Annotated in this window: 17 protein-coding genes; 1 reads left to right on the forward strand and 16 read right to left on the reverse strand. The window is 62.0% G+C overall.

Going from position 1 to position 20425, the window contains the following annotated elements; all coding sequences use genetic code 11:
- Together secDF and yajC are read right to left on the reverse strand one after the other, a co-directional pair.
- The gene (gene secDF / locus IB265_RS25260) at positions 1–2571 is read right to left on the reverse strand and encodes a protein translocase subunit SecDF (RefSeq protein ID WP_057255836.1); all 2571 of its coding nucleotides are present in this window, start codon (positions 2569–2571) and stop codon (positions 1–3) included.
- Positions 2572–2618: 47 nt separating this feature from the next.
- Positions 2619–2954, reverse strand: coding sequence for a preprotein translocase subunit YajC (gene yajC, locus IB265_RS25265; protein WP_057255835.1), 336 nt, complete (start codon positions 2952–2954; stop codon positions 2619–2621).
- A 302-nt stretch (positions 2955–3256) separates the two neighbouring features.
- Here yajC and IB265_RS25270 point away from each other — a divergent pair, with 302 nt between their 5' ends.
- A complete protein-coding gene (locus tag IB265_RS25270) occupies positions 3257–4132 on the forward strand; it encodes an ATP-binding protein (protein WP_057255833.1) in 876 nt (291 codons plus the stop codon).
- A gap of 221 nt (positions 4133–4353) precedes the next feature.
- Here IB265_RS25270 and IB265_RS25275 read toward each other — a convergent pair whose 3' ends face one another.
- The 14 genes from IB265_RS25275 to argS form a co-directional block, all read right to left on the reverse strand.
- Positions 4354–5907: a peptidoglycan DD-metalloendopeptidase family protein gene (locus IB265_RS25275; RefSeq protein ID WP_057255831.1), complete on the reverse strand. Its 1554-nt coding sequence runs from the start codon at positions 5905–5907 to the stop codon at positions 4354–4356.
- A gap of 219 nt (positions 5908–6126) precedes the next feature.
- Positions 6127–6771 (reverse strand): hypothetical protein, encoded by a 645-nt coding sequence (locus tag IB265_RS25280; protein ID WP_057255829.1) that lies wholly within the window; start codon positions 6769–6771, stop codon positions 6127–6129.
- 181 nt (positions 6772–6952) lie between these two features.
- Entirely contained in the window at positions 6953–7606 is a 654-nt protein-coding gene (locus IB265_RS25285; RefSeq protein WP_192495278.1) for a protein-L-isoaspartate(D-aspartate) O-methyltransferase, read from the reverse strand.
- Positions 7607–8374 carry a 5'/3'-nucleotidase SurE gene (gene surE, locus IB265_RS25290; RefSeq protein WP_192495279.1) on the reverse strand — a complete coding sequence of 256 codons (768 nt, stop codon included), beginning with the start codon at positions 8372–8374 and terminating at the stop codon, positions 7607–7609.
- 27 nt (positions 8375–8401) lie between these two features.
- A complete protein-coding gene (gene serS, locus IB265_RS25295; RefSeq protein WP_057255822.1) occupies positions 8402–9685 on the reverse strand; it encodes a serine--tRNA ligase in 1284 nt (427 codons plus the stop codon).
- A gap of 46 nt (positions 9686–9731) precedes the next feature.
- Positions 9732–10574, reverse strand: coding sequence for a twin-arginine translocase subunit TatC (gene tatC, locus IB265_RS25300; RefSeq protein WP_057255820.1), 843 nt, complete (start codon positions 10572–10574; stop codon positions 9732–9734).
- Entirely contained in the window at positions 10571–11248 is a 678-nt protein-coding gene (gene tatB / locus IB265_RS25305) for a Sec-independent protein translocase protein TatB (protein ID WP_057255818.1), read from the reverse strand. Before tatB ends, tatC begins: the two co-directional genes overlap by 4 nt.
- Before the next feature lie 74 nt (positions 11249–11322).
- The gene (locus tag IB265_RS25310) at positions 11323–11529 is read right to left on the reverse strand and encodes a twin-arginine translocase TatA/TatE family subunit (protein ID WP_057255816.1); all 207 of its coding nucleotides are present in this window, start codon (positions 11527–11529) and stop codon (positions 11323–11325) included.
- Between the two features lie 93 nt (positions 11530–11622).
- Positions 11623–12735: an ABC transporter ATP-binding protein gene (locus IB265_RS25315; RefSeq protein ID WP_058320619.1), complete on the reverse strand. Its 1113-nt coding sequence runs from the start codon at positions 12733–12735 to the stop codon at positions 11623–11625.
- A 76-nt stretch (positions 12736–12811) separates the two neighbouring features.
- The gene (scpB, locus tag IB265_RS25320) at positions 12812–13543 is read right to left on the reverse strand and encodes an SMC-Scp complex subunit ScpB (protein ID WP_057255812.1); all 732 of its coding nucleotides are present in this window, start codon (positions 13541–13543) and stop codon (positions 12812–12814) included.
- Positions 13536–14402, reverse strand: a complete 867-nt coding sequence (locus IB265_RS25325; protein ID WP_373419810.1) for a ScpA family protein — start codon at positions 14400–14402, stop codon at positions 13536–13538. The genes scpB and IB265_RS25325 overlap by 8 nt, the downstream gene beginning before the upstream one ends.
- 36 nt (positions 14403–14438) lie before the next feature.
- A complete protein-coding gene (nagZ, locus tag IB265_RS25330) occupies positions 14439–15455 on the reverse strand; it encodes a beta-N-acetylhexosaminidase (RefSeq protein WP_057255810.1) in 1017 nt (338 codons plus the stop codon).
- A 154-nt stretch (positions 15456–15609) separates the two neighbouring features.
- Positions 15610–18525 (reverse strand): SPOR domain-containing protein, encoded by a 2916-nt coding sequence (locus IB265_RS25335; protein ID WP_057255808.1) that lies wholly within the window; start codon positions 18523–18525, stop codon positions 15610–15612.
- Between the two features lie 63 nt (positions 18526–18588).
- Positions 18589–20349 carry an arginine--tRNA ligase gene (argS, locus tag IB265_RS25340; protein WP_057255806.1) on the reverse strand — a complete coding sequence of 587 codons (1761 nt, stop codon included), beginning with the start codon at positions 20347–20349 and terminating at the stop codon, positions 18589–18591.
- Positions 20350–20425: the final 76 nt, after the last annotated feature.

Below are 20425 nucleotides of genomic sequence, written 5' to 3' on the forward strand. Positions count from 1 at the left end.
TCAAACTGTACCCTTTGCCGCGCCGGCAGCACCCGTATCCGCGCCGGACGCGTTTTCGTCCCCCGGAATGTGGTCGGTCCGCTTCCCGAAGAGGATGAGGATCGGGCCGGCGATATAGATAGAGGAGATCGTCCCGGCGACGACACCAAACAGCATGGTGATGCTGAATGAGCGAATGAGGCCGCCGCCGAAGAGATAGAGCGCGGCGAGCGCCAGAATGGTCGTCAGCGCCGTCAGGATCGTGCGCGAGAGTGTCTGGTTGATCGACGTATCGATCAGCACCGAAAGCGGCATGCGGCGATAGCGGCCGAGATTCTCGCGAATGCGATCGTAGATCACAACTGTATCGTTCAACGAGTAGCCGACGATGGTGAGAACGGCGGCGATACTGCCGAGATTGAACTCGATGCCCGTCAGCACCAGGAACCCAATCGTCAGCAGCACGTCGTGCACGGTTGCGATAATCGCACCGACGGCAAAGCGCCACTCGAAACGCAGCCAGACATAGAGCAGGATCGCCACGAAGGAGATTGCGAGCCCAAGCGTTCCCGCGCGCGTCAGCTCGCTCGAAACAACCGGGCCAACCACTTCGACGCGGCGGAAGTCGTATTCGTCGGCCAGCTCCGTCCTGATGACGCTGGCTGCGGTCTGCTCGGCATTGTCGCCCGCTTCTTGAGACGGAACCCGCACCAGCACATCCTCGCCCGAGCCCAGTTGCTGGACCTGGACCTCGCCAAAGTTCAGCTCGTCGAGGCGGGTGCGGAGGTCGGCAACGTCGACGGGACCGCCCTTGGAGTGCAGCTCGATGATCGAGCCGCCCTTGAAGTCCACACCCAGATTGAGCCCGATACCCGCAAGCAGGAGCACCGAGGCCGCCGACAAGGCGGCCATCAGGATGAACACCGGATTACGGATCCGCATAAAACGGATGTCCAGATCGCTGAAGCGCCCGGTTCGAATGCCCTTCGGCAGGCGTTCCGACTTCCACTGCCGAAGCCAACGCTTCACGATCAGACGGGTCACCGTATAGGCGGTGAAAAGCGTCGTGACGCTGCCGATCGCGAGAGTGACGGCGAAACCGCGCACTGGCCCGGAACCGAGGTAGAACAGGATGGCGCTGGCGATCAGCATCGTCAGGTTGGCGTCGAAAATGCTGCTGAAGACGCGAGAGAAGGCGTTGTTGATCGTGCGGAGCAAGGGCTCGCCACCACGAACCTCCTCGCGAAGGCGCTCGTAGATCAACACGTTCGAATCGACCGCGACGCCGATCGTCAGGATGATGCCGGCAATCCCCGGCAGGGTCAGCGTCGCCCCCGACACGGAAAGCGTCGCAAGGATCAAGACAATATTCAAGGCGAGCGCGATGATGGCAAAGACACCGAAAACGCCGTAGAAGAAGATCATCGAGGCGGCGACGGCGATCGCCGCGACAAAGCCGGCCTTGAGGCCATAGGCAATCGCGTCGTCACCGACACCAGGGCCGACCGTCCGCTCCTCGACGAAAGTCAGCGGTGTTGGGAGCGGTCCGGTCCTGATGAGAGCGGCGAGATCCGCAGCAGAGTCGGCCGGAAGCTCGGCAGAAATGCGCGCCGTGTCGCCTTTGACGGCTTCCGAAAGCTTGGGCGTTGCGGCAACCTGGCCATCAAGAACGATCGCAATCTTCGCCTCCGGCTGCTGCGCCGTGACGGCGGTAACCCGCTGCTGCGCGGCCGCCTCGAGCTTGACCGCGACCGACGCCGTATCGGCGCCGGCATCTGCTTCCGGCTGCGCGGCGACAAAACTGGCCGCCGCCAGCAATGGTTCCTTCTGGACCAGATAGGGAACCGGCGGATCGTCATAGGAATAGAGGACTTCTGCGCCCGCTGGCACCTGGCCATCGACGGCTCGCTCAACCGGCACGGACGTATCCAGCAATCTGAAAGTCAGATGTGCGCTTTGGCTGAGCAGATCTTTCAGTCGTTGCGGGTCGTCGAGCCCCGGCACCTGGACGATAAGCCGATCTTCGCCACGGCGCTGGATCAGCGGCTCCAGAACGCCAACTTCAGCGACGCGGCGACGCACCACATCGATCGATTGCGCAAGGGCCAGTGACAGCCGGTAGTCGATGCCTTCGTCGGTCAGGCGCAGACGGACGAGTTCATCCTCGTCGGCGCTGTCAAACACAACTTCGGAAATCGACCCGGAGCCAAATCCGCCGGCATCGACCGGCGCCGTCAGTGTCTTCAGCTTATCGCGAGCGGCGGGGAGTTGCGCACGGTCCCGAACCCGGAACGAAATCGACTGACCTTCGCCCGATAGGCCGATATAGGCGATATCGGCATCGCGCAAGGACTTGCCGACTTCGCTGGCCACCGCTTCGAGCCTCTCGGCGACGATGTCGCTGCGCGCGGCCCGCAGCATGAAGTGCGAGCCTCCCTGGAGATCAAGGCCGAGCGCCACCTGGCGATGCGGCAGCCAGGACGGTAATCCGGCTGCCTCTTCACGGCTCAGAACATTCGGCAACGCACAGGCGATGCCGGCGAGTGCCACCAACCAAACGAGGATACGTTTCAACGGCGGAAATCTGCGCATGCCTCAAACGCTCCAGTTGCTCGTCGGATGGTGGCTGTCCGCGTCCCTTATTCTTTCACAGGTTCGCCTTTGACGCGAACTTCAGATACGCCACTGCGAACGACGCGGATCTTCACGCCTTCGGCAATTTCGACTTCGAGTTCGTTGTCATCGACGACCTTCGTAACCTTGCCGACGATGCCGCCGCCGGTCACCACCTGATCACCGCGACGGATGTTCTTCAACAGCTCCTCGCGGCGCTTCATCTGGGCGCGCTGCGGACGGATGATCAGGAAATACATGACAACAAAGATCAGCAGGAACGGCAGGATGGACATGAGAATGTCCGCGCCGCCGGTGGAAGGGGCACCGGCTGTCTGCGCAAAAGCTTCGGTAATGAACATCGATCACTCCTTGAGTTCAAATATCGGCGGTTCCTCCGCACCAAATCGGCCGGAATATAGGGGCGCGCGGCCGCTCTGCAAAGCGGCGGCACCCTTACCCGTTCCTGTGCCTCTGACACAATTTGGACAAGAGGAGAACCCCCCGCACGGGGCTCTGCGGCCTTTTCCAGCGCAAACCTGCGTGCTACCGGGTGTCTGTTAACGGTAGCGTCGCAATTGCGGGGCAATCGCGTGCCGTTCCTGGCGCCCCGTTTTCATTGTAGCGCGACCAAATGATTGATTCAGTTGTTGGAGATAGACATATGCCGGAAGCAAAGATCGACGTTCTCATCAGGGAAATGCAGAAGCTTTCCGCGGCGATCGAGCGCATGGCCGGTCCAGCCGCAGCAAGCAATGACTGGGACGGCGCCGAATGCTTCGTCTGGGCTCCAGCCACACATCACCTGCAACCGGTTGCCAAGCCCAACCGTATCGAGTTGTCGCTGATATCAGGAGTGGATCACGTCCGTGACATCCTGCTCGACAACACGCTGCGCTTCGCCGAAGGTTTTCCTGCCAACAACGTTCTCCTGTGGGGCGCCCGTGGCATGGGCAAGTCTTCGCTGGTGAAATCCGTGCATGCGCAGGTCGCTCGCGATACCGGCGTCGCGGTCAAGCTCGTCGAGGTGCATCGGGAGGACATCGCCACCCTGCCCGCCCTGATGGACATCCTCAAGACCGCACCGGTGCCCGTGATCGTCTTCTGCGACGACCTGTCGTTTGATCATGACGACACGTCCTACAAATCGCTGAAGGCCGTACTCGACGGTGGCGTCGAAGGTCGGCCGTCGAACGTGCTGCTCTACGCGACATCGAACCGGCGCCATCTGCTGCCGCGCCACATGATGGAAAACGAGCAGTCGACCGCCATCAATCCTTCCGAAGCGGTCGAGGAAAAGGTGTCGCTGTCCGACCGCTTCGGGCTGTGGCTTGGCTTCCACAAATGTAGCCAGGAAGACTACCTTGCCATGGTCGATGGCTATGCAAAGCATTACGGCTTTGCGGTCGAGGCCGAGACCCTGCATGCGGAAGCGCTCGAATGGGCGACGACCCGCGGCGCAAGGTCCGGCCGCGTCGCCTGGCAATTCATTCAGGATCTTGCCGGACGCATGCGCCATCGACTGGACGCATGGGCCTAGCGATCGGATCGCTGGCCAAATCTGCTCGACCATGGACAAAAAAATACCGCCCGCCGAAATCCGGCGGGCGGTATCTGATTCTTACGCTTCCTACAGCGCCGCGCGTCTTATCAGACGCGCAAAGGTCGCTGTAGCACTTTGATTTTCTGCATGTCTTTGTCTTTAAATCGAGCTCGATTTAAGGAGACATGCAGTAGATCCAGTCAGACCCGGAGACCGGACTATTCGAGGAAAGTCGAAGGGTTCACCGCGGTCGCATTCTTGCGCACCTCGAAGTGCACCTGCGGCTGGCTGGCGCGACCCGTCATGCCGGAAGCCGCGAGCGTCTGGCCGCGCTGTACCTTCTGGCCACGCTGAACCTTGAGTTCGGAAGCGTTGCCGTAGACCGTGACCGTGCCATCGTCATGGCGAACCAGGACAGCGTTGCCGAGTTCCTTCAGGCTGCTGCCCGAGTAGATGACGACGCCGTTCTCGGCCGCCTTGATCGGCGTGCCCTCAGGCACCGAGATGTTGATGCCGTCGTTGCGGTTGCCGTCGACGTTGGCGCCGTAGCCGGCAACCACTGCGCCGCGAACAGGCCAGCGATACTTGCTGATCCCAGTCGACTTCGGCGAGTCCTCATCGACATCCGCCTTGAGCGCAGCAACGTCCGTAACGCTCTGCTTGGCGGCCGGCGGCTGGTATTCTGCCGGTTTACCTTTTTCGAGTGAGGCAACCTGCGGCTGCTCAGCCTTCTTGCTCGGAACCGATGCGGTTTTGACCTGGTCCGGCGCGGCACCCGCCGCACCCGGCAGCTGCAGCGTCTGGCCGACGCGGATCGATTCTGCGCTCAGACCGTTCGCCTGCTTGAGGGCTGCGACAGACACGCCCGTCGTCTTGGCAATGCGATTGAGCGAGTCGCCGGGCTTCACGGTGTAGGTGCCACCGCCACTGCCTTCGCCGTTCGTCGCCGGCTTGCCGGCAACGACATCCGTCTTGCCAGCGTTCTTGTCGCGAGACTGGGCGGAGCCCGGCAGGATTGCAACGTCGCGCTGATCGTTGGGCAAGGGCGAAGGCTGGCGCTTGCTACCATCGAGACCAGCGATCGAGTTGGTCGCAGCCCCCTTCGCAGGGCTACCGACGGAACCAAAGGTCGGGATGACCAGGCGCTGGCCGGTTTCGACCTGAGCAGCCGATTGCAGACCGTTGGCCTTCAGAATTTCCTTCTCGGGAACGCCGAAGCGCTTGGAGAGAACTGCGACGTTGTCGCCGGGCCGAACCATGATCGTCGGCGCATTCTGCGTCGTCCAGCCGCTCTTGCTTGCGGTTTCGTTGACGGCCGCCGGGAGCGTCTGCTGCGTCGCGATTGCCGCCTGCTGACGAGCAGCGGGGAACGGCTGCGCTTCTGGACGCTGACGCGTCGTCGCGCTCGGATCGGTCAGGGTCGTGCGCTGGACGGAGATCGGCGTTGACGCACCACGGGCAGCCGACACCGGAGTGGAAGCGGTATTCACTGGATCATAGCCACCCTGCGCGCTTGCAGTCGGATAGGGTTGGCCGAGAGCACCGTTATCCGCCGGAGAAGCTGCCGCCATCTGGCCGACTGCCACGTCGCCACGCGGAACCGGCGTCGCATCGCGCGGAATTGAATTTGTGGTGATGTTGTCCGACCGGGAGAACAGGCCATCAAATCGGCTGACATCCGAACTGCAGCCCGTTGCGGCGCCTGCTAGCAGGACCGCCACGCAAAGGCGGATCGTGGACTTTCCAACCCCGGGAGATACAAACTGACGCATGACGCTTACCCACTCCGAACGCAACTCGATGTGGGATGATTAAAGCGTATTAGAGTTACCGCCCGGTTAAGGTCAGCACCACCAAAGGACTAATTTGACGAAACGCTAACCATAGGCCCGGCCGGCCATCTGAGAATGCCGATCGGCCTGGCCGCACGCCGCGAGCGTCCCGCCACGCTTCGCGGGCGCAGAAGCCCCGCGTGCGGCAATCGCGAGAACCTAGCTCAGTTCGGAATAGAGACGCTCGATTTCCGAAACGGAACGCCGCTCCGTTGGTTCATCTTCATAGCTGATGCTTGTCAGATCCCAGGCGAAAATCGGACGCCCCTCGGGACGGACCGGGGTTTCGGACTGAGCGGTCTTGTCTTCTTCAAGCAGGACACTCACCAGCGTCTGGAACGTGGTGTCGCCGTCCGCACCGCTCGCCCGTTCATATTCAAGCGACCGCAGACCGGCCACGGCGGCCTCACGCGTCCCAAAATAGCGCAGGCTGTCCTGATCTTCGGGACGAAGGCTGTCGTAGTAGTCGATGAAGTTCTTGTAGTAGCCCTCATGATCCCCGGCATCGAGAAATTTGCCGAAGGCCTGGTATTCGCGCAACGCCAGCTGCGGAGACAGGCGGTTGTTCCACTCGTCGCGGCTGAGCGCCGGCTGTCCGTCCGATGCCTTCTTCGTCTGGCTGAGATAGAGCAGAGCATCGGCGGAAAGCGAGATGCGCGGAGTGGGGTCGAAGAGACTCGCCGCGAGCGCCTGTGCGGACTGTTCGTCCTTGCCGGCGGAATTCGCCTGGCCGGCGTTGCGCCCTGCAAGATTATTCAGCCCGTCGCCCGATGCTGCGGCCGTCAGCCTGTTCGCGATCTGCATTTGCCGTCTCCGTCAATCTCACGATCCGGCAGCAACATCCCAGTCGTGCAAGAGCGACGACTCGCGGGCGGAACCTATCGTGCAGTGGAGGGGTATGGCGCGAAGCTTGCGCGAGGCTGGACGCGGTTAAGAATTCCTTAACGCACCAAAGTGCCGGCGGAGATGTTCGGCAGCGGCCGTATCACAGGAACGACGCGAGCTGCGGCACGATCGGAAGGTAGGGCACATCGAACAGATCCTCGCGATCGAAGCGGCTTCCCGTTCGGTTGACCCGAACGACCCGGCAATGAGTCTCACTCATCATGATCGGCACCACCAAGGTTCCGCCTGAGACGAGATGATCGGAAAACATGCGCGGCAGGCTATTGAAGGCAGCGGTGATCAGGATGCGGTCGAACGTGCCCTCGCCCGGCACCCCGGCGCTGCCATCCGCATGGCGAACGATGACGTTGCGAACGCCTGATTTCTCAAGGTTTTTCTGCGCCGTACCGACGAGTGTCTGATAGCGGTCGATCGTCAGGACGCGTTCAGCCACCCGCCCCATCACAGCCGCGGTAAAGCCGCTGCCGGTACCGACCTCGAGGATGCGCTGTCCTGTCTTCAGGTTCAGACAATGCAGCAACCGCACCGCGAAATCATAGCCTTCCATGAACGAGCCGCACTCGAGCGGAATCGTGCGCTGCGAGTAAGCCTCGGCCTGATATTGCGGCGGCGCGAACTGGCCGCGCGAGGTCTGCTCGACCGCCTTGAGAAGGTCATGATTGATGATGCCGGCGGCGCGCAGCCGCAGCACCATCTTGGCAAAGCCTTCCTGTTCCGAAACGCGCACGCTCAATCAATGAGCCCCTTCGTTCAAAGCCCGCATCAGACGGTCCTGGACGCTATAGTCCGTCAGGTCGAGCTTGAGCGGCGTCACCGAGATGTGATTCTCGCGCAGAGCGTGAATGTCGGTTCCGGCGCGAAAATCGCCGAACCGCTCGCCGAAGCGCAGCCAGAAGTAGGGAAAACCACGGCCGTCCGTCCGCTCATCGATCGACAGGCCAAAGTCGAGCTTGCCTTGCGACGTTACCTCGATCCCGGCAACGGTGTCAGCCGAGTAGTTCGGGAAATTGACGTTGAGGAACGTGCCATCGGGCAGGTCCACGGCCATCATTTTGCGGATCAGGCCCGGCGCGTGTGTCTCCACCACATCCCAAGGCACAGCCTTGCCGACGGCGTGGTGATAGGCCTGGCTGAGCGCGATCGCGCGAATACCCTGCAACGTGCCCTCGATAGCGCCCGCAACCGTGCCGGAATAGGTCACGTCATCGGCCATGTTGGCACCGATGTTGACGCCGGAGAGCACGAGATCAGGCTTGCGATCCAGCACCTTGCGAACCGCCATGATGACGCAATCCGTCGGCGTGCCCCGGAGGGCAAAGCGCTTCTCGGCGATCTGCCGGAGCCGCAGCGGCTCCGACAGGGTCAGCGAATGCGCCAAACCGCTCTGGTCCGCTTCGGGTGCCACGACCCAGACATCGTCCGAGATCGTCCTGGCGACCCTTTCGAGCACAGCGAGACCTTCAGCATGAATGCCGTCATCGTTTGTCAGCAGGATCCGCATGGTTGCCGTCCTTCCCTTGACGTCCGCTCAGACGGCCTTCTCGATGCGCGTCTGGCCGCCCATATAGGGCACCAGCACATCCGGCACCGATACCGAACCGTCTTCGTTCAGATAGTTTTCGATGACGGCGATCAGCGCGCGCCCGACGGCGACACCGGATCCGTTCAACGAATGAACGAAGCGCGTGCCCTTGTCTTCCTTGGTGCGGTAGCGGGCATTCATCCGGCGGGCCTGGAAATCGCCGCAGACCGAGCAGGACGAAATCTCGCGGTAGGTATCCTGTCCCGGCAGCCAGACCTCCAGATCATAGGTCTTGCGTGCACCGAAGCCCATGTCGCCGGTGCAGAGCGTCATCACACGGTAGTGCAGACCCAAGCGCTTCAGCACCTCTTCCGCACACGCCGTCATGCGCTCGTGCTCATCCACCGAAGTTTCGGCATCGGTGATCGAAACCAATTCGACCTTGTTGAACTGGTGCTGGCGCAGCATGCCGCGGGTGTCGCGACCGGCCGAACCCGCCTCCGAGCGGAAGGACGGCGTCAGCGCGGTGAAGCGCAGCGGCAGCTTTTCGCCTTCGAGGATCTGCTCGCGAACGATGTTGGTGAGCGGCACTTCTGCAGTCGGGATCAGCCAGCGACCGTCCGTCGTGCGGAACAGGTCTTCGGCAAATTTCGGCAGCTGTCCCGTACCGTACATCGCATCGTCGCGCACGAGGAGCGGCGGCTGCACTTCGGTGTAGCCGTGTTCCTGGGTGTGCAGGTCGAGCATGAACTGGCCGAGCGCACGCTCGAACCGGGCCAGCTGGCCTTTCAGGATCGTGAAGCGCGAGCCGGAAATGCGGGCAGCCCCTTCGAAATCCATGAGGCCGAGCGCCTCGCCGATCTCGAAATGCTCGCGCGGCTGGTGATTCCAGGTGGGCTTGTTGCCGACCACGCGCTTGACGACGTTGCCGGTCTCATCTTCGCCGACCGGAACGTCCTCGAGCGGGATGTTCGGAATGCGGGAGAGCGCGTCGTTGAGCTCTGTTTCCACCTTGCGGCTGTCTTCCTCAAGCGCCGGCATGGCGTTCTTGAGTTCGGCCACCTCGGCCTTCAGTTTTTCGGCAAGCTCGGCGTTCTTCTGCGCCATAGCGGCGCCGATGTCCTTGGACGCAGCGTTGCGGCGCGACTGCATGTGCTGCAGCGACTGAAGGATCGTGCGGCGGCGTTCGTCGAGGGCGATCAGCGACGCCGACAAAGGCTCCGCGCCCCGCTTCGCCAGGGCGGCGTCCAGCATCTCGGCATTTTCACGGATCCATTTAATATCAAGCATTGTCGTTCCACGCGTTGGTCAACTCACGGCGCGAAATCTCGAATGCTCAGCCCTTGGCGGGGCCGACCTCTCCGGAAGATCCTTCCTGCGACTCGGCAACTTCGCTCTTGAGCGCGTCCGCTGCCCGCTGTCTTTCGATGAGTCGCGCCGTATAGATCGAAATTTCGTAGAGAAGGATGGCTGGCAGTGCAAGGCCGATCTGGGAAACGGGATCGGGCGGCGTCAAGATGGCTGCGACGAAGAACGCAATGACGATCGCGTACTTTCGCTTATCCTTGAGGCCCTGGGAAGTGACGAGCCCGACGCGCGCAAGCAACGTCGTCACCACCGGCAACTGGAAGACGAGGCCGAAAGCGAAGACCAGCGACATGATCAGACTCAGGTATTCCGATACCTTTGGCAGGAGCTGGATTGCCACCTGCCCTTCGCCGCCGCCCTGCTCCATGGCCAGAAAAAACCACATAACCATGGGCGTGAAGAAGAAATAGACCAGGGCGCCCCCCATGAGGAACAGTATCGGCGACGCGACCAGGAATGGCAGGAAGGCAGCGCGTTCGTTCTTGTAGAGGCCTGGGGCGACAAACTTGTAGATCTGCGCGGCGATCACGGGAAAGGCGATGACCATAGCGCCGAACATCGCCACCTTGATCTGGGTAAAGAAGAATTCCTGCGGGGCCGTATAAATCAGCTCGACATTGCGATGGTTCAGGCCGGCCCAGCCCACTGCCCATTTGAACGGCAGCACCAAAAGGTTGAAGAGGCCCTTGGCAAAGTAGAAGCAGACGAGGAACGCCATGAAGAACGCACCGACGGCCCACATCAGGCGTCTGCGCAATTCGATCAGATGCTCGATCAGCGGCTGCGGCCGGTCCTCGATATCGCCGCTCATGCTTCACCTTTCTTGCGCGTGCTGGCGCGCGGCTTGGACGTCTTGGTAGCCGGCTCGGCTGGAGCGGGCTTCGACGACTTCTTCTCGGCCACCGCCTTTGCGGGTGCCTTTGCCGGAGTTTTGGGCGCAGCCGCCTTTGGCGTTGCAGATTTCTTTGCCACCGGTGCCGGATCGGCCTTCGCCTTTGGCATCCGCTTGGGCTTTTCAGCCGGGACGGCAACCTCGGCGCGCTCGAGCTGACGAGTGGCAGAGCCTACGGCCGCAGCGGCGACCGCATCTGCGGGCTTCGCTTCCGCGACAGCTACCGGAGCGGCCATGACCGGCTCCGCAGTCGCGGGCTCGGTGGTACCCGTCGTGGCGGGCTTATCAGGCGTCGCAGCCTTCTGCAGGTCCGATTTGATATCGTTGCCGATCTGGCGAAGCGGATTCATCGCATCCCTGAGCGCATTGGCCGGGTTGAGACTTTGCGCATCGCTGATCGTTTTTCGGACGTCGTCCAGATCCGCTTCGCGCAACGCTTCATCGAACTGCTGACGGAACTCGGAGGCCATGCCACGCAATTTCGTGGTCATGCGCCCGAATGCCCGCAGCATCGGCGGCAGATCCTTCGGCCCGACAACGACAATGAGAACGATTGCAATGACGACAAGCTCGGTCCAGCCGATATCAAGCATTTGATATGTCCTGCAAATCCATGATCCAGCCCGCCTGGCATCAATGCCAGCCGGGCCCTACGGACGCTTGATCGTTAGCGAACTTCGTCTGACTTGTGGTCGACCGTCTTGTTGTCGATCGTCTTGTCAGCCGAACCGGCGTCGTCCTCGCTCATGCCCTTCTTGAAGTTCTTGATGCCTTTGGCAACGTCGCCCATCAATTCCGGAATCTTGCCACGGCCGAACAATAGCAGGACCACCGCCAAAAAGATTAGCCAGTGCCAGATGCTTAAGGACCCCATGCTCTTACTCCCTTGAGGCTCTCATCAAAATTAAGAGCCTGCCACATGTCAAATTTCAGGCGTGCCACGGACAATCGCGCCTTGCGATCGACCCTAAGACGTTGATGCGTCTTTTTCAAACAGCAATATATCCCGCTCGTTAACCGAAAGCATTACGTCACGCAATCCTTGCGGCAATTGGTCCGCGCGGATACGGGCGCGCACAATGTCCTCGCAGCCCGGCACGGCCAGTTCCAACAACTCCACCACACCGATGAACCGGCGGGAAACGATGCGCGCAGGCGTGTCGCCATTCTCCTCGCCGACGCGCACCCCGGAAAGCCGCACCGCGACCGAAACGCGCTCCCCTTCGCCGTGGCGCCCGGCCGCTACGGTGCCGACCGGCGTATCGACGCGGCCATTGCGAACCTGCGCATTGAACACGTTGATTTCCGAGAAGAAACCGGCCGCAAAGAGGTTTCTCGGATGGCGGTAAAGCTCATCTGCCGTACCAACCTGGACAAGTCGCCCATCTTGCAGCAGCGCAATTCGATCGGCCATGCGCATCGCTTCTTCCGCATCGTGGGTGACGACGATCGCCGTCGCCCGGGTCTCTCTGAGGATAGCGAGCGTATCGGCGCGGATCGAATCCTTCAGACGCGAGTCGAGGCCGGAAAACGGTTCGTCCATCAAAAGTACGGCAGGACGCGGCGCAAGCGCGCGCGCAAGCGCCACACGCTGCTGCTCGCCGCCGGAAAGCACGTGCGGGTACTGGTTAGCGTAGTGGGAGAGCCCCACACGCTCGAGTGCCGCGTCCGCCTGGTTCAGGGCTTCCTTCTTTGGAATCGCCGTCAGGCCAAAGCGGACGTTGTCGCGAATGGACATGTGCGGGAAGAGCGCGAAATCCTGGAACATCAGCCCGACACCGCGTTTTTCGGGCGGCAGGAAAACCGTGGGGCCGGAAATCTCCTGGCCATTGAGCAGAAGGCGTCCCGTGCTCTGCTTCTCGATCCCTGCGGCGATACGCAGCAAGGTCGTCTTGCCGGACCCAGACGGACCGAGCAGGCAAAGGACCTCGCCGGCCTTGGCCGCCAGGCTGACGCCCTTGATCGTTTCCTTGGCGTGATAGCTGTGATGAATATCTTCGAAGGCCAGGCTCGCCGCGAAGGATACACCCGCCGTCCGTCGCGTTGTCATGACGGGAGCGTCCTGCGGATCTGAAACCATGCTTGCATTCCTTGACACCAGTCGCGCCCGCTGAAACGGCCGGGCGCCAGGGAAAGCCGATATCCCCATTCAGGTTTTAATCAGCTTCTTCGCCCTTCGGTGTCAAGAGCCCCAGTTCTTCAAGGTCCAGCTGGGTGATGGGGTCTTCGTTCTCGGCAAGTTCGTCTTCGCCTACCGGAACGGGAATATTGAGATTGGACGGCACGCGGCCGGAAAGCAGCCCCGCCCCCTTCAGCTCCTCGATACCCGGCAGGTCGCGCAGTTCTTCGAGACCGAAGTGATCGAGAAAATCGCGGGTGGTGCCGAAGGTGACCGGCCGGCCCGGCGTGCGCCGGCGTCCCCTGAAGCGGACCCAGCCCGCTTCCATCAGCACGTCGAGCGTGCCCTTCGACGTCTGAACCCCGCGGATATCCTCGATCTCCGCGCGGGTCACCGGCTGGTGGTAGGCAATGATGGAAAGAACTTCGAGCGCAGCGCGCGAGAGCTTGCGGACCTCCTGTTCGTCGGTCTGCACGACGAAGGAGAGATCGGCTGCCGTGCGGAAAGCCCAGTGGTCGGCGACCTGAACCAGGTTGACGCCGCGCGTCGCGTAGAGCGCCTTCAGCCGCATCATGATGCGACCGACATCGGCACCACGCGGCAGGCGACTTTCGATATAGGTCTCCGACACCGGCTGCGCCGAAGCAAACACCAGGGCTTCCGCGATCCGCTCGGCTTCCTGCTCCATCCGAGGATCGAAGGTCGGCGTCGCTCCGATCTCATCGTCCTCGTCGGAAGCTTCGGGCACGTACTTTTGGGCTTCAGCCACGGGCTGCCTCCATTTCGGCAAGCGTCTCCGCATCGATCGGGTTCGGTCCGCGCCGAAGATAGATGGGCGCAAAGGCCTCTTCCTGGCGGATCTCCAGCCGGCCCTCGCGAACCATCTCGAGCGAAGCTGCGAAGGAACTGGCGATCGCCGTTGCCCGCTCCTTCGGCGTCGTCATGTAGCGGATGAGAAAATGATCGAGCGCTGTCCAATCGTCGAGACCGCCGATCATGCGCGCCAGTATCAGGCGCGCGTCGGCAAGCGACCACACATGGCGCTTCTCGATCGTCACCTGCGTGATCGCCTGACGCTGACGCAGGCTCGCATAGGCGCTCAGGAGATCATAGAGCGAGGCATCGAAGCCGGACTTCTTCTCGGTGACGATATGTTCCGGGGCACCGCGAACGAAGACATCCCGGCCGAGCCGGTTTCTATTGATGAGCCTTGTTGCCGCCTCACGCATCGCCTCCAGGCGTTTCAGCCGGAAAGCCAGGGCCGAGGCCATTTCCTCGCCCGTTGGACCGTCGTCCTTCGCCTGTTGTGGGATCAGCAGGCGCGATTTCAGATAGGCAAGCCATGCCGCCATGACGAGATAGTCGGCGGCAAGCTCGATGCGGATGCTGCGCGCCCGCTCGATGAAGGCGATATATTGCTCGGCGAGTGCAAGTACGGAGATGCGCGAAAGATCGACACGCTGGCTGCGGGCAAGATGAAGCAGGAGATCGAGCGGGCCTTCGAAACCGGCAAGATCAACCACCAGCGCTTCTTCATGCAGCCCGCGCTCTGAAGTCTCTTCCTGCCACAGGGGCTCCATCGGCGCCTTCGACGCAGGCTTGCCTTGTCTTTCGCCCGCATTGCTCACTGACAGTCCAATCCTTTCCTGCCGGCCGCGCCTACCTTACACCGTCGCGAACTGGCCGTTAAACTCCGTCCGTAGATCGCTTTCGCTCGCATCGTCAGGCGCCCGGAACGCCGCTTCGACAGCCTTCGCCCGACGCAGGCTCTCGCCGGCGAGAACCGGCACCACGTCGGCGACGGCCTTCATTTCTTCCATTATGCCATGACAATGCAAGACGAGATCAAGCCCCGCGGCGATGATGTTGCGCGCGCGAGTGGTCATGTCGCCGGCCAGCGCGTTCATCGAGACGTCGTCCGACATCAAAAGACCGTCGAAACCGATGTGACCGCGAATGATCTCGCGCACCACCTTCGCCGAGGTTGTCGCCGGATTGTCCGGGTCGATCGTCGTGAAGACCATGTGCGCCGACATCGCCATCACCTCGTCCTTCATCGCAACGAAGGGCAGGAAGTCGCTGGCGGCAAGCTCTTCGAAAGTAGCCCTGACCACAGGCAGATTGTGGTGCGAGTCGACGAAGGTGCGGCCGTGACCGGGCATGTGCTTCATGACAGGCAGCATGCCGCCGGCCTTCAACCCCTCGCCCATCGCGCGGCCGATCGCCGTTACGGCCTCAGGGGCGTGACCATAAGCGCGATTACCGATGACGTCGTGGCTGCCGGGCACCGGCACATCGAGCACCGGCAGACAATCGACCGTGATGCCGAAGCGCATCAGGTCGAAGGCGTGGAGGCGTCCCATCAGCCAGGCAGCACGCAGACCGAGCTCCCGGTCGCGGCGATAGATTTCGCCGATCGCCGCGCCATTCGGGTATTGCTGGACGAGCGGTGGCCGAATGCGCTGCACGCGCCCGCCTTCCTGGTCGATGAGCACAGGCGCGTTCGGATTGCCGATGCTGTCGCGAAGTGACGCCACCAGATCGGAAATCTGCTGCTCCTCGCCGATATTGCGCCCGAACAGGATGAAGCCCCATGGCCGCTCGCCGGCAAAGAACTGGCGTTCGTCTTCGTTAAGAGAAAGGCCCTTGCAGCCCGAGATAAATGCTTTTGATTCGCTCATTGAGAGAGCATAGAGCGGGCGCCGCCCGGCGCGAAGCCACAAAGACGAAGCCCCGTCGTTCATGCACAAGGCCATGGGGCAAACGAAAACCCTGAAATGCGAAGGGCGCGGCCTATGAGCCGCGCCCTCCTCAACTCTATCCGTTGTGCCCGACTTACTTGGTCACCAGGCAGCTTCCGCCAGCGCCCTTGTACTTGGAGCACAGGGCATTTGCCTCTTCCTTGGAGCCGGCCGGGATGCGGACGCGATAGTAGGTGCCCTTGCCGGCGATCTCCGCCTTGCGGATATCGACGCCACGGCCGCCAATGACGCTGCCGAACTTGCTGGAAAGGCTGTTGTAGGACTTCTGTGCTTCGGCTTCGGACGGCAAGGATGCGACCTGGATGAAGTATCCGCCGGTCGGAACCGATGCGGTTGCAACCTGCTGCGCCGGCTGGGCTTCTGCAGTGGCAACCGCCTGCTCTTCGGCCGGACGCACGTTGCCGCGCTCGGTAGCAGTGCCGGCAACTTTAGCCGGCTGCTCGACCGGACGCGCCTGCGGCGTCGGCGCCTTGTCGCCTGTTGCCGTCGTCGTCACGCTGCGAACCGGAACCTGTTCGATATCGGCATTGCCCGTTGCGGCAAGCGCCACCTGATCGACATTGGCCGATGCCTGACCGGCAGCAGTGACATCAGCCGAAGCGACTTCCTTCGAGGCCGCTTCCGGCAGCGGCTGCGTCGCACCGGCGACATCGGTCGCCGGTGCGGCAACCGGCTCTTCACGAGCAACCAGCGTGCCATCCGGCTTGACGATCATTGTGCGCACTTTGCGCGGTGCAACGGCCGGTGCCTTGTCTTCTTCCTGAGCGGCAGTCTGGGCGCCGCCATCCGGCAGCAAGCGAGCGCCGTCCTCGTCATCCGCCGGCAGGTTGGCCTGCACGCCGTCCGAGTCGTCGCTGCCTTCGAGCGGCAGCGTTTCCGGCGTCAGCGTCTTCTGAACGACGTCCATCGGCTCTTCGGTCGAAGAAACCAATGCTTCCTGCTGCGGCGCTCCGGCTTGGGCTCCAGCGACGCGATCGTAAACGGCCTTATCCTGGTTCGGTACGGTCTTGCCGCCCTTTTCTTCCGGCACGACCTTAACCGGTCCCTTGTCGGCGAGAATGATCTTGGGACCCTCGGCAGAGGTTACCGCACCACTGCCGCCCATCCAGGCGTAGACAGCCGCACCACCGAGAATGATGACGCCAGCAACGCTTGCCGCAAGCAGCATCGTGCGCTGCGATCGCCGACCCGAGCCGTAGTCGTGATAGTCGCCCGCATCGTCCTGGCTCTGCACCGGGGAAACCCGCTCGGCATCACGCGTCGGGGACTTACGTTCGGTGATGGAGCGGCGGAAGTCCTCTTCCATCGCCTTCTCGAATTCGTCGAAATCGTCGAGCGCGCCGCCTCCGAACGACGGATTTGCATTTGCTGCCGGGGCCGGACGAGCCGCCTCGGCCTTTTCAACCGCGGCCGGACGGGCATCCTTGGCGGCCGGAGCCGGCGTGCCGAACAGCTGCGCCATTTCCGCGTCGATATCGAGGTCGTAGTCTGCCGGATAGGCGACCGGCTTTTCCGTTTCGATGACGGGCAGTTGCGGCACGTCCATGTCGGCGATCGGCGCAACGCCATTCTCGGCGTCGGCGATCATCGAGGGATCGAAGGGCAGCGTGCTTTCAGGCTGCACGTCCTGCTGCTCCACCGGGGCCGGAGCCACGAAGGTCTCGACGGAACGTTCCGGTTCACGCTGCGGAGCAACCGCTTCGATGACCGGCTGCGCAGCAGCCTGCGGCACGACCGCAGGTGCGACGGCAATCGGTTCGGTCGGCCCGAGGTCCGCAAGATCGAGCTTCAGTGCGGCATCGGAGAGCTCCATTTCGAAGTTCTCGATGTCGAAGCCCGGCTCGTTCTCCGGTTCTGCAACGGGCTGGACCGGCTGGACCGGCTGGGCAGCCTCGACCACCGGCGTAACGGCAGGAGTGGCGACTGCGGCAGCTGCCGCAACAGGCGCTGCCTGTGTCACGAGCGGACCGGCGAAGGCGCGCTGCTGGCTGGCGCCCGAGGGCGAAGCAACGGGCGTCGCCCGGCTGAAGGTCGGCGTAAAGGGATAGGGGCTCTTCTTCGCCGGCGTCGCAACCGTGTTTACCGGGGCGGCGGCGGGAGCAACGACCGGCTGTTGCGTGGCGTGAAGGGCAGGATGAGACTGCACGGCAGCGGCAACCACGGCGGTCACCGGCGGAACCGGGAAGCGCTCGATATCCGCAAGAAGATCGTCGCGGGCAGTGTCATGGCCAGCGGGCTCTTCCGGGATTGTCTCGCTCACGTATACGGTCTCGTCCGCGCGGTCCTCAGGAACGACGTCGAGGCTAGTAGCATCAAGGTTGGCGACCTCAAGGCTCGGCTCGTCGTAAACCGGGAACGGCTCGGGGACAGCAGCGGGCTCGGACCAAGCCGTCGACAATTCTGCGGCCGGTGCCTGCCAGTCGTCGACTACCTGTTCCTTCGCCTCAGATACCGGCTCTTCTTCGAACGGCAACAGATCGGCTTCGCCGAGCGACAGTTCGAGCTCGCGCTCCAGGTCGAACGCCGGCTCGTCGGCGACGAATTCCGCGCTATCGACTTCGGCACCCTGAGGGGCGGCCGAGAACGACTGCACCTCGACAACCTGCTCCGGTTCCTCTTCGGCGACAGCGGCCGGTGCTGCGACCGGCTCGGGCTGACGGAATATCGGCGCCTCGTACTCTTCCGCGAATTCGGCTACCGGCTCGATCCGGGCCTCTTCGACCGGCTGCGGCGCCGAAGCCGGCTCCACAACAGGCTGCTGCCCAGCACGGGGTGCATCGTAGCTGTCGAAAGCGCGAAGGAGTTCGTCTTCGAGATCGAAGGCGGGTTCCTGACGGACCGCCTCCTGATGTCGCTGCAACTCTTGCAATTGCTGTACGGCCGAACGGGCATCGTAACCGACGATCCGGGCGAGTTCGGCCAACGGATCATCGTCTGCCAATACATCGAATTCAGCCGGCCCGCTTCGTGCGAATTGTTTGTCTGCCATGCTCTCCACTCACAATTGCCTGTATTTATGTGCCAGTGCATTGTGGGAAAATGGTGACAATACTTATCGCATTTCCTCCGGTGCGGAGGTGCCTGTAATAGACAGGCCGGACTTCAATACCGAAGCGACAGCATGCACCAGCCCGAGTCTGGCAGTACTTAATTGTCTATTTTTATCGTTAACAAAACGTAATTCCGGATTCTCTTTACCTTTGTTCCAGTGTCCGTGGAAGGCAGCGGCAAGATCGTACAGGTAAAACGCGATGCGATGCGGCTCCTGAGCCAGTGCCGCGGCCTCGATCACGCGCGGATATTCTGCGAGCTTGGCAACGAGCTGAAGCTCCGTCGGATCCTCGATCTGCCCCTGAACCGCACCGGCGAAATCAAGCGATTCGATGTCCAGATCCGGGAACGCGTCCGCCGCCTGGCGGAACACAGACCGGCAACGCGCATGCGCATACTGCACGTAAAAGACCGGATTATCCTTGGACTGTTCTGTAACCTTGGCAAAGTCGAAGTCGAGCGGCTCGGAATTCTTCCGGTAGATCATCATGAAACGAACCGGATCACGGCCGACTTCATCGACGACTTCGCGCAGCGTGACGAAATCGCCGGAGCGCTTCGACATCTTCACCGGCTCACCGTCGCGGAAGAGCTTCACCAGTTGGCAGAGCAGAACCGTAAGTTTCGACGAACCGCCTGACACGGCGCGTGCCAGCGCCTCAAGCCGCTTGACGTAACCGCCGTGGTCGGCGCCCAGCACATAGATCATCTCGTCGAAGCCGCGGTCGAACTTGTCCTTGAAGTAGGCAACGTCGGCGGCGAAGTAGGTGTAGCTTCCATCCGACTTGATCAGCGGCCGGTCGATATCGTCACCGACCTCCGTCGAGCGGAACAGCGTCTGCTCGCGATCTTCCCAATCCTCCGGGAGCTGCCCCTTCGGCGGCGGCAACGTACCCTTGTAGACGTGCCCCTTGAAGGTCAGGTCGTTGATTGCCGTACGAATCGCAGCCGCCCCATTGGCGTGAAGCGTGCGTTCGGAGAAGAAGACGTCGTGAGTGACGTTCAACGCCGCGAGATCCTCTCGGATCATCACCATCATGGCATCGATCGTCCGGTCCTTGACGAGCGGCATCCACTTGTCTTCGGGCATCAGGCGCAGGCTCGTGCCGAATTCATCGGCGAGCGCTTCGCCAACCGGGACGAGATAATCACCCGGATAAAGACCCGGCGGGATTTCGCCGATGTCTTCACCAAGCGCCTGGCGATACCGCATGAAGGCAGAACGTGCGAGAACGTCGATCTGCGACCCGGCGTCGTTGATGTAGTATTCCTTGGTCACCGCATAACCGGCAAAGGCCAAAAGGTTGGCAAGCGCGTCGCCGACCACGGCGCCGCGGCAATGGCCGACATGCATCGGCCCCGTCGGGTTGGCCGAGACATATTCGACGTTGACCTTGCGGCCCGAACCGACGGTGCTGCGACCATAGTCGGGGCCGGTGCGCACCATGTTCGACAGCAGCTTCTGCCAATAGGAAACCGAAAGCCGGACGTTGATGAAGCCCGGACCGGCAACGGTCACTTCGGTGACTTCCGGATCCTGCTTGAGCTTCTCAACGATGAGTTCAGCGAGCGCCCGCGGGTTCAGGCCGAGGGGCTTGGCCAGTACCATGGCGGCATTGGTCGCGACATCACCGTGGCTTGGATCGCGCGGCGGCTCGACATTGACACGGCCGAAGTCAAGCTCGGATCGCTTTTCTCGAACGCTGTCAAGCGTTTCGAGAATGTCCTTAATTCTTGATTCGAAGTCCGTGAAGAGATTCATCTGATCCGTCCGCTTTTCCCGACCACATGTGGCCGGCGCAAAACTCAAAAAGGAGGCTCGGTTCGCTTGAACCGTA

The organism is Ensifer sp. ENS10, assembly GCF_014852025.1.
GTDB lineage: Bacteria > Pseudomonadota > Alphaproteobacteria > Rhizobiales > Rhizobiaceae > Ensifer.

Excerpts from the sequence above, each read along its gene's own strand:
- IB265_RS25275 (WP_057255831.1), bottom strand. The coding sequence starts at position 5,907 with ATGCGTCAGTTTGTATCTCCCGGGGTTGGAAAGTCCACGATCCGCCTT.
- serS (WP_057255822.1), bottom strand. The coding sequence starts at position 9,685 with ATGCTTGATATTAAATGGATCCGTGAAAATGCCGAGATGCTGGACGCC.
- argS (WP_057255806.1), bottom strand. The coding sequence starts at position 20,349 with ATGAATCTCTTCACGGACTTCGAATCAAGAATTAAGGACATTCTCGAA.
- IB265_RS25335 (WP_057255808.1), bottom strand. The coding sequence starts at position 18,525 with ATGGCAGACAAACAATTCGCACGAAGCGGGCCGGCTGAATTCGATGTA.
- tatB (WP_057255818.1), bottom strand. The coding sequence starts at position 11,248 with ATGCTTGATATCGGCTGGACCGAGCTTGTCGTCATTGCAATCGTTCTC.
- IB265_RS25270 (WP_057255833.1), top strand. The coding sequence starts at position 3,257 with ATGCCGGAAGCAAAGATCGACGTTCTCATCAGGGAAATGCAGAAGCTT.
- tatC (WP_057255820.1), bottom strand. The coding sequence starts at position 10,574 with ATGAGCGGCGATATCGAGGACCGGCCGCAGCCGCTGATCGAGCATCTG.
- IB265_RS25315 (WP_058320619.1), bottom strand. The coding sequence starts at position 12,735 with ATGGTTTCAGATCCGCAGGACGCTCCCGTCATGACAACGCGACGGACG.
- secDF (WP_057255836.1), bottom strand. The coding sequence starts at position 2,571 with ATGCGCAGATTTCCGCCGTTGAAACGTATCCTCGTTTGGTTGGTGGCA.
- IB265_RS25280 (WP_057255829.1), bottom strand. The coding sequence starts at position 6,771 with ATGCAGATCGCGAACAGGCTGACGGCCGCAGCATCGGGCGACGGGCTG.
- yajC (WP_057255835.1), bottom strand. The coding sequence starts at position 2,954 with ATGTTCATTACCGAAGCTTTTGCGCAGACAGCCGGTGCCCCTTCCACC.
- nagZ (WP_057255810.1), bottom strand. The coding sequence starts at position 15,455 with ATGAGCGAATCAAAAGCATTTATCTCGGGCTGCAAGGGCCTTTCTCTT.
- surE (WP_192495279.1), bottom strand. The coding sequence starts at position 8,374 with ATGCGGATCCTGCTGACAAACGATGACGGCATTCATGCTGAAGGTCTC.
- IB265_RS25310 (WP_057255816.1), bottom strand. The coding sequence starts at position 11,529 with ATGGGGTCCTTAAGCATCTGGCACTGGCTAATCTTTTTGGCGGTGGTC.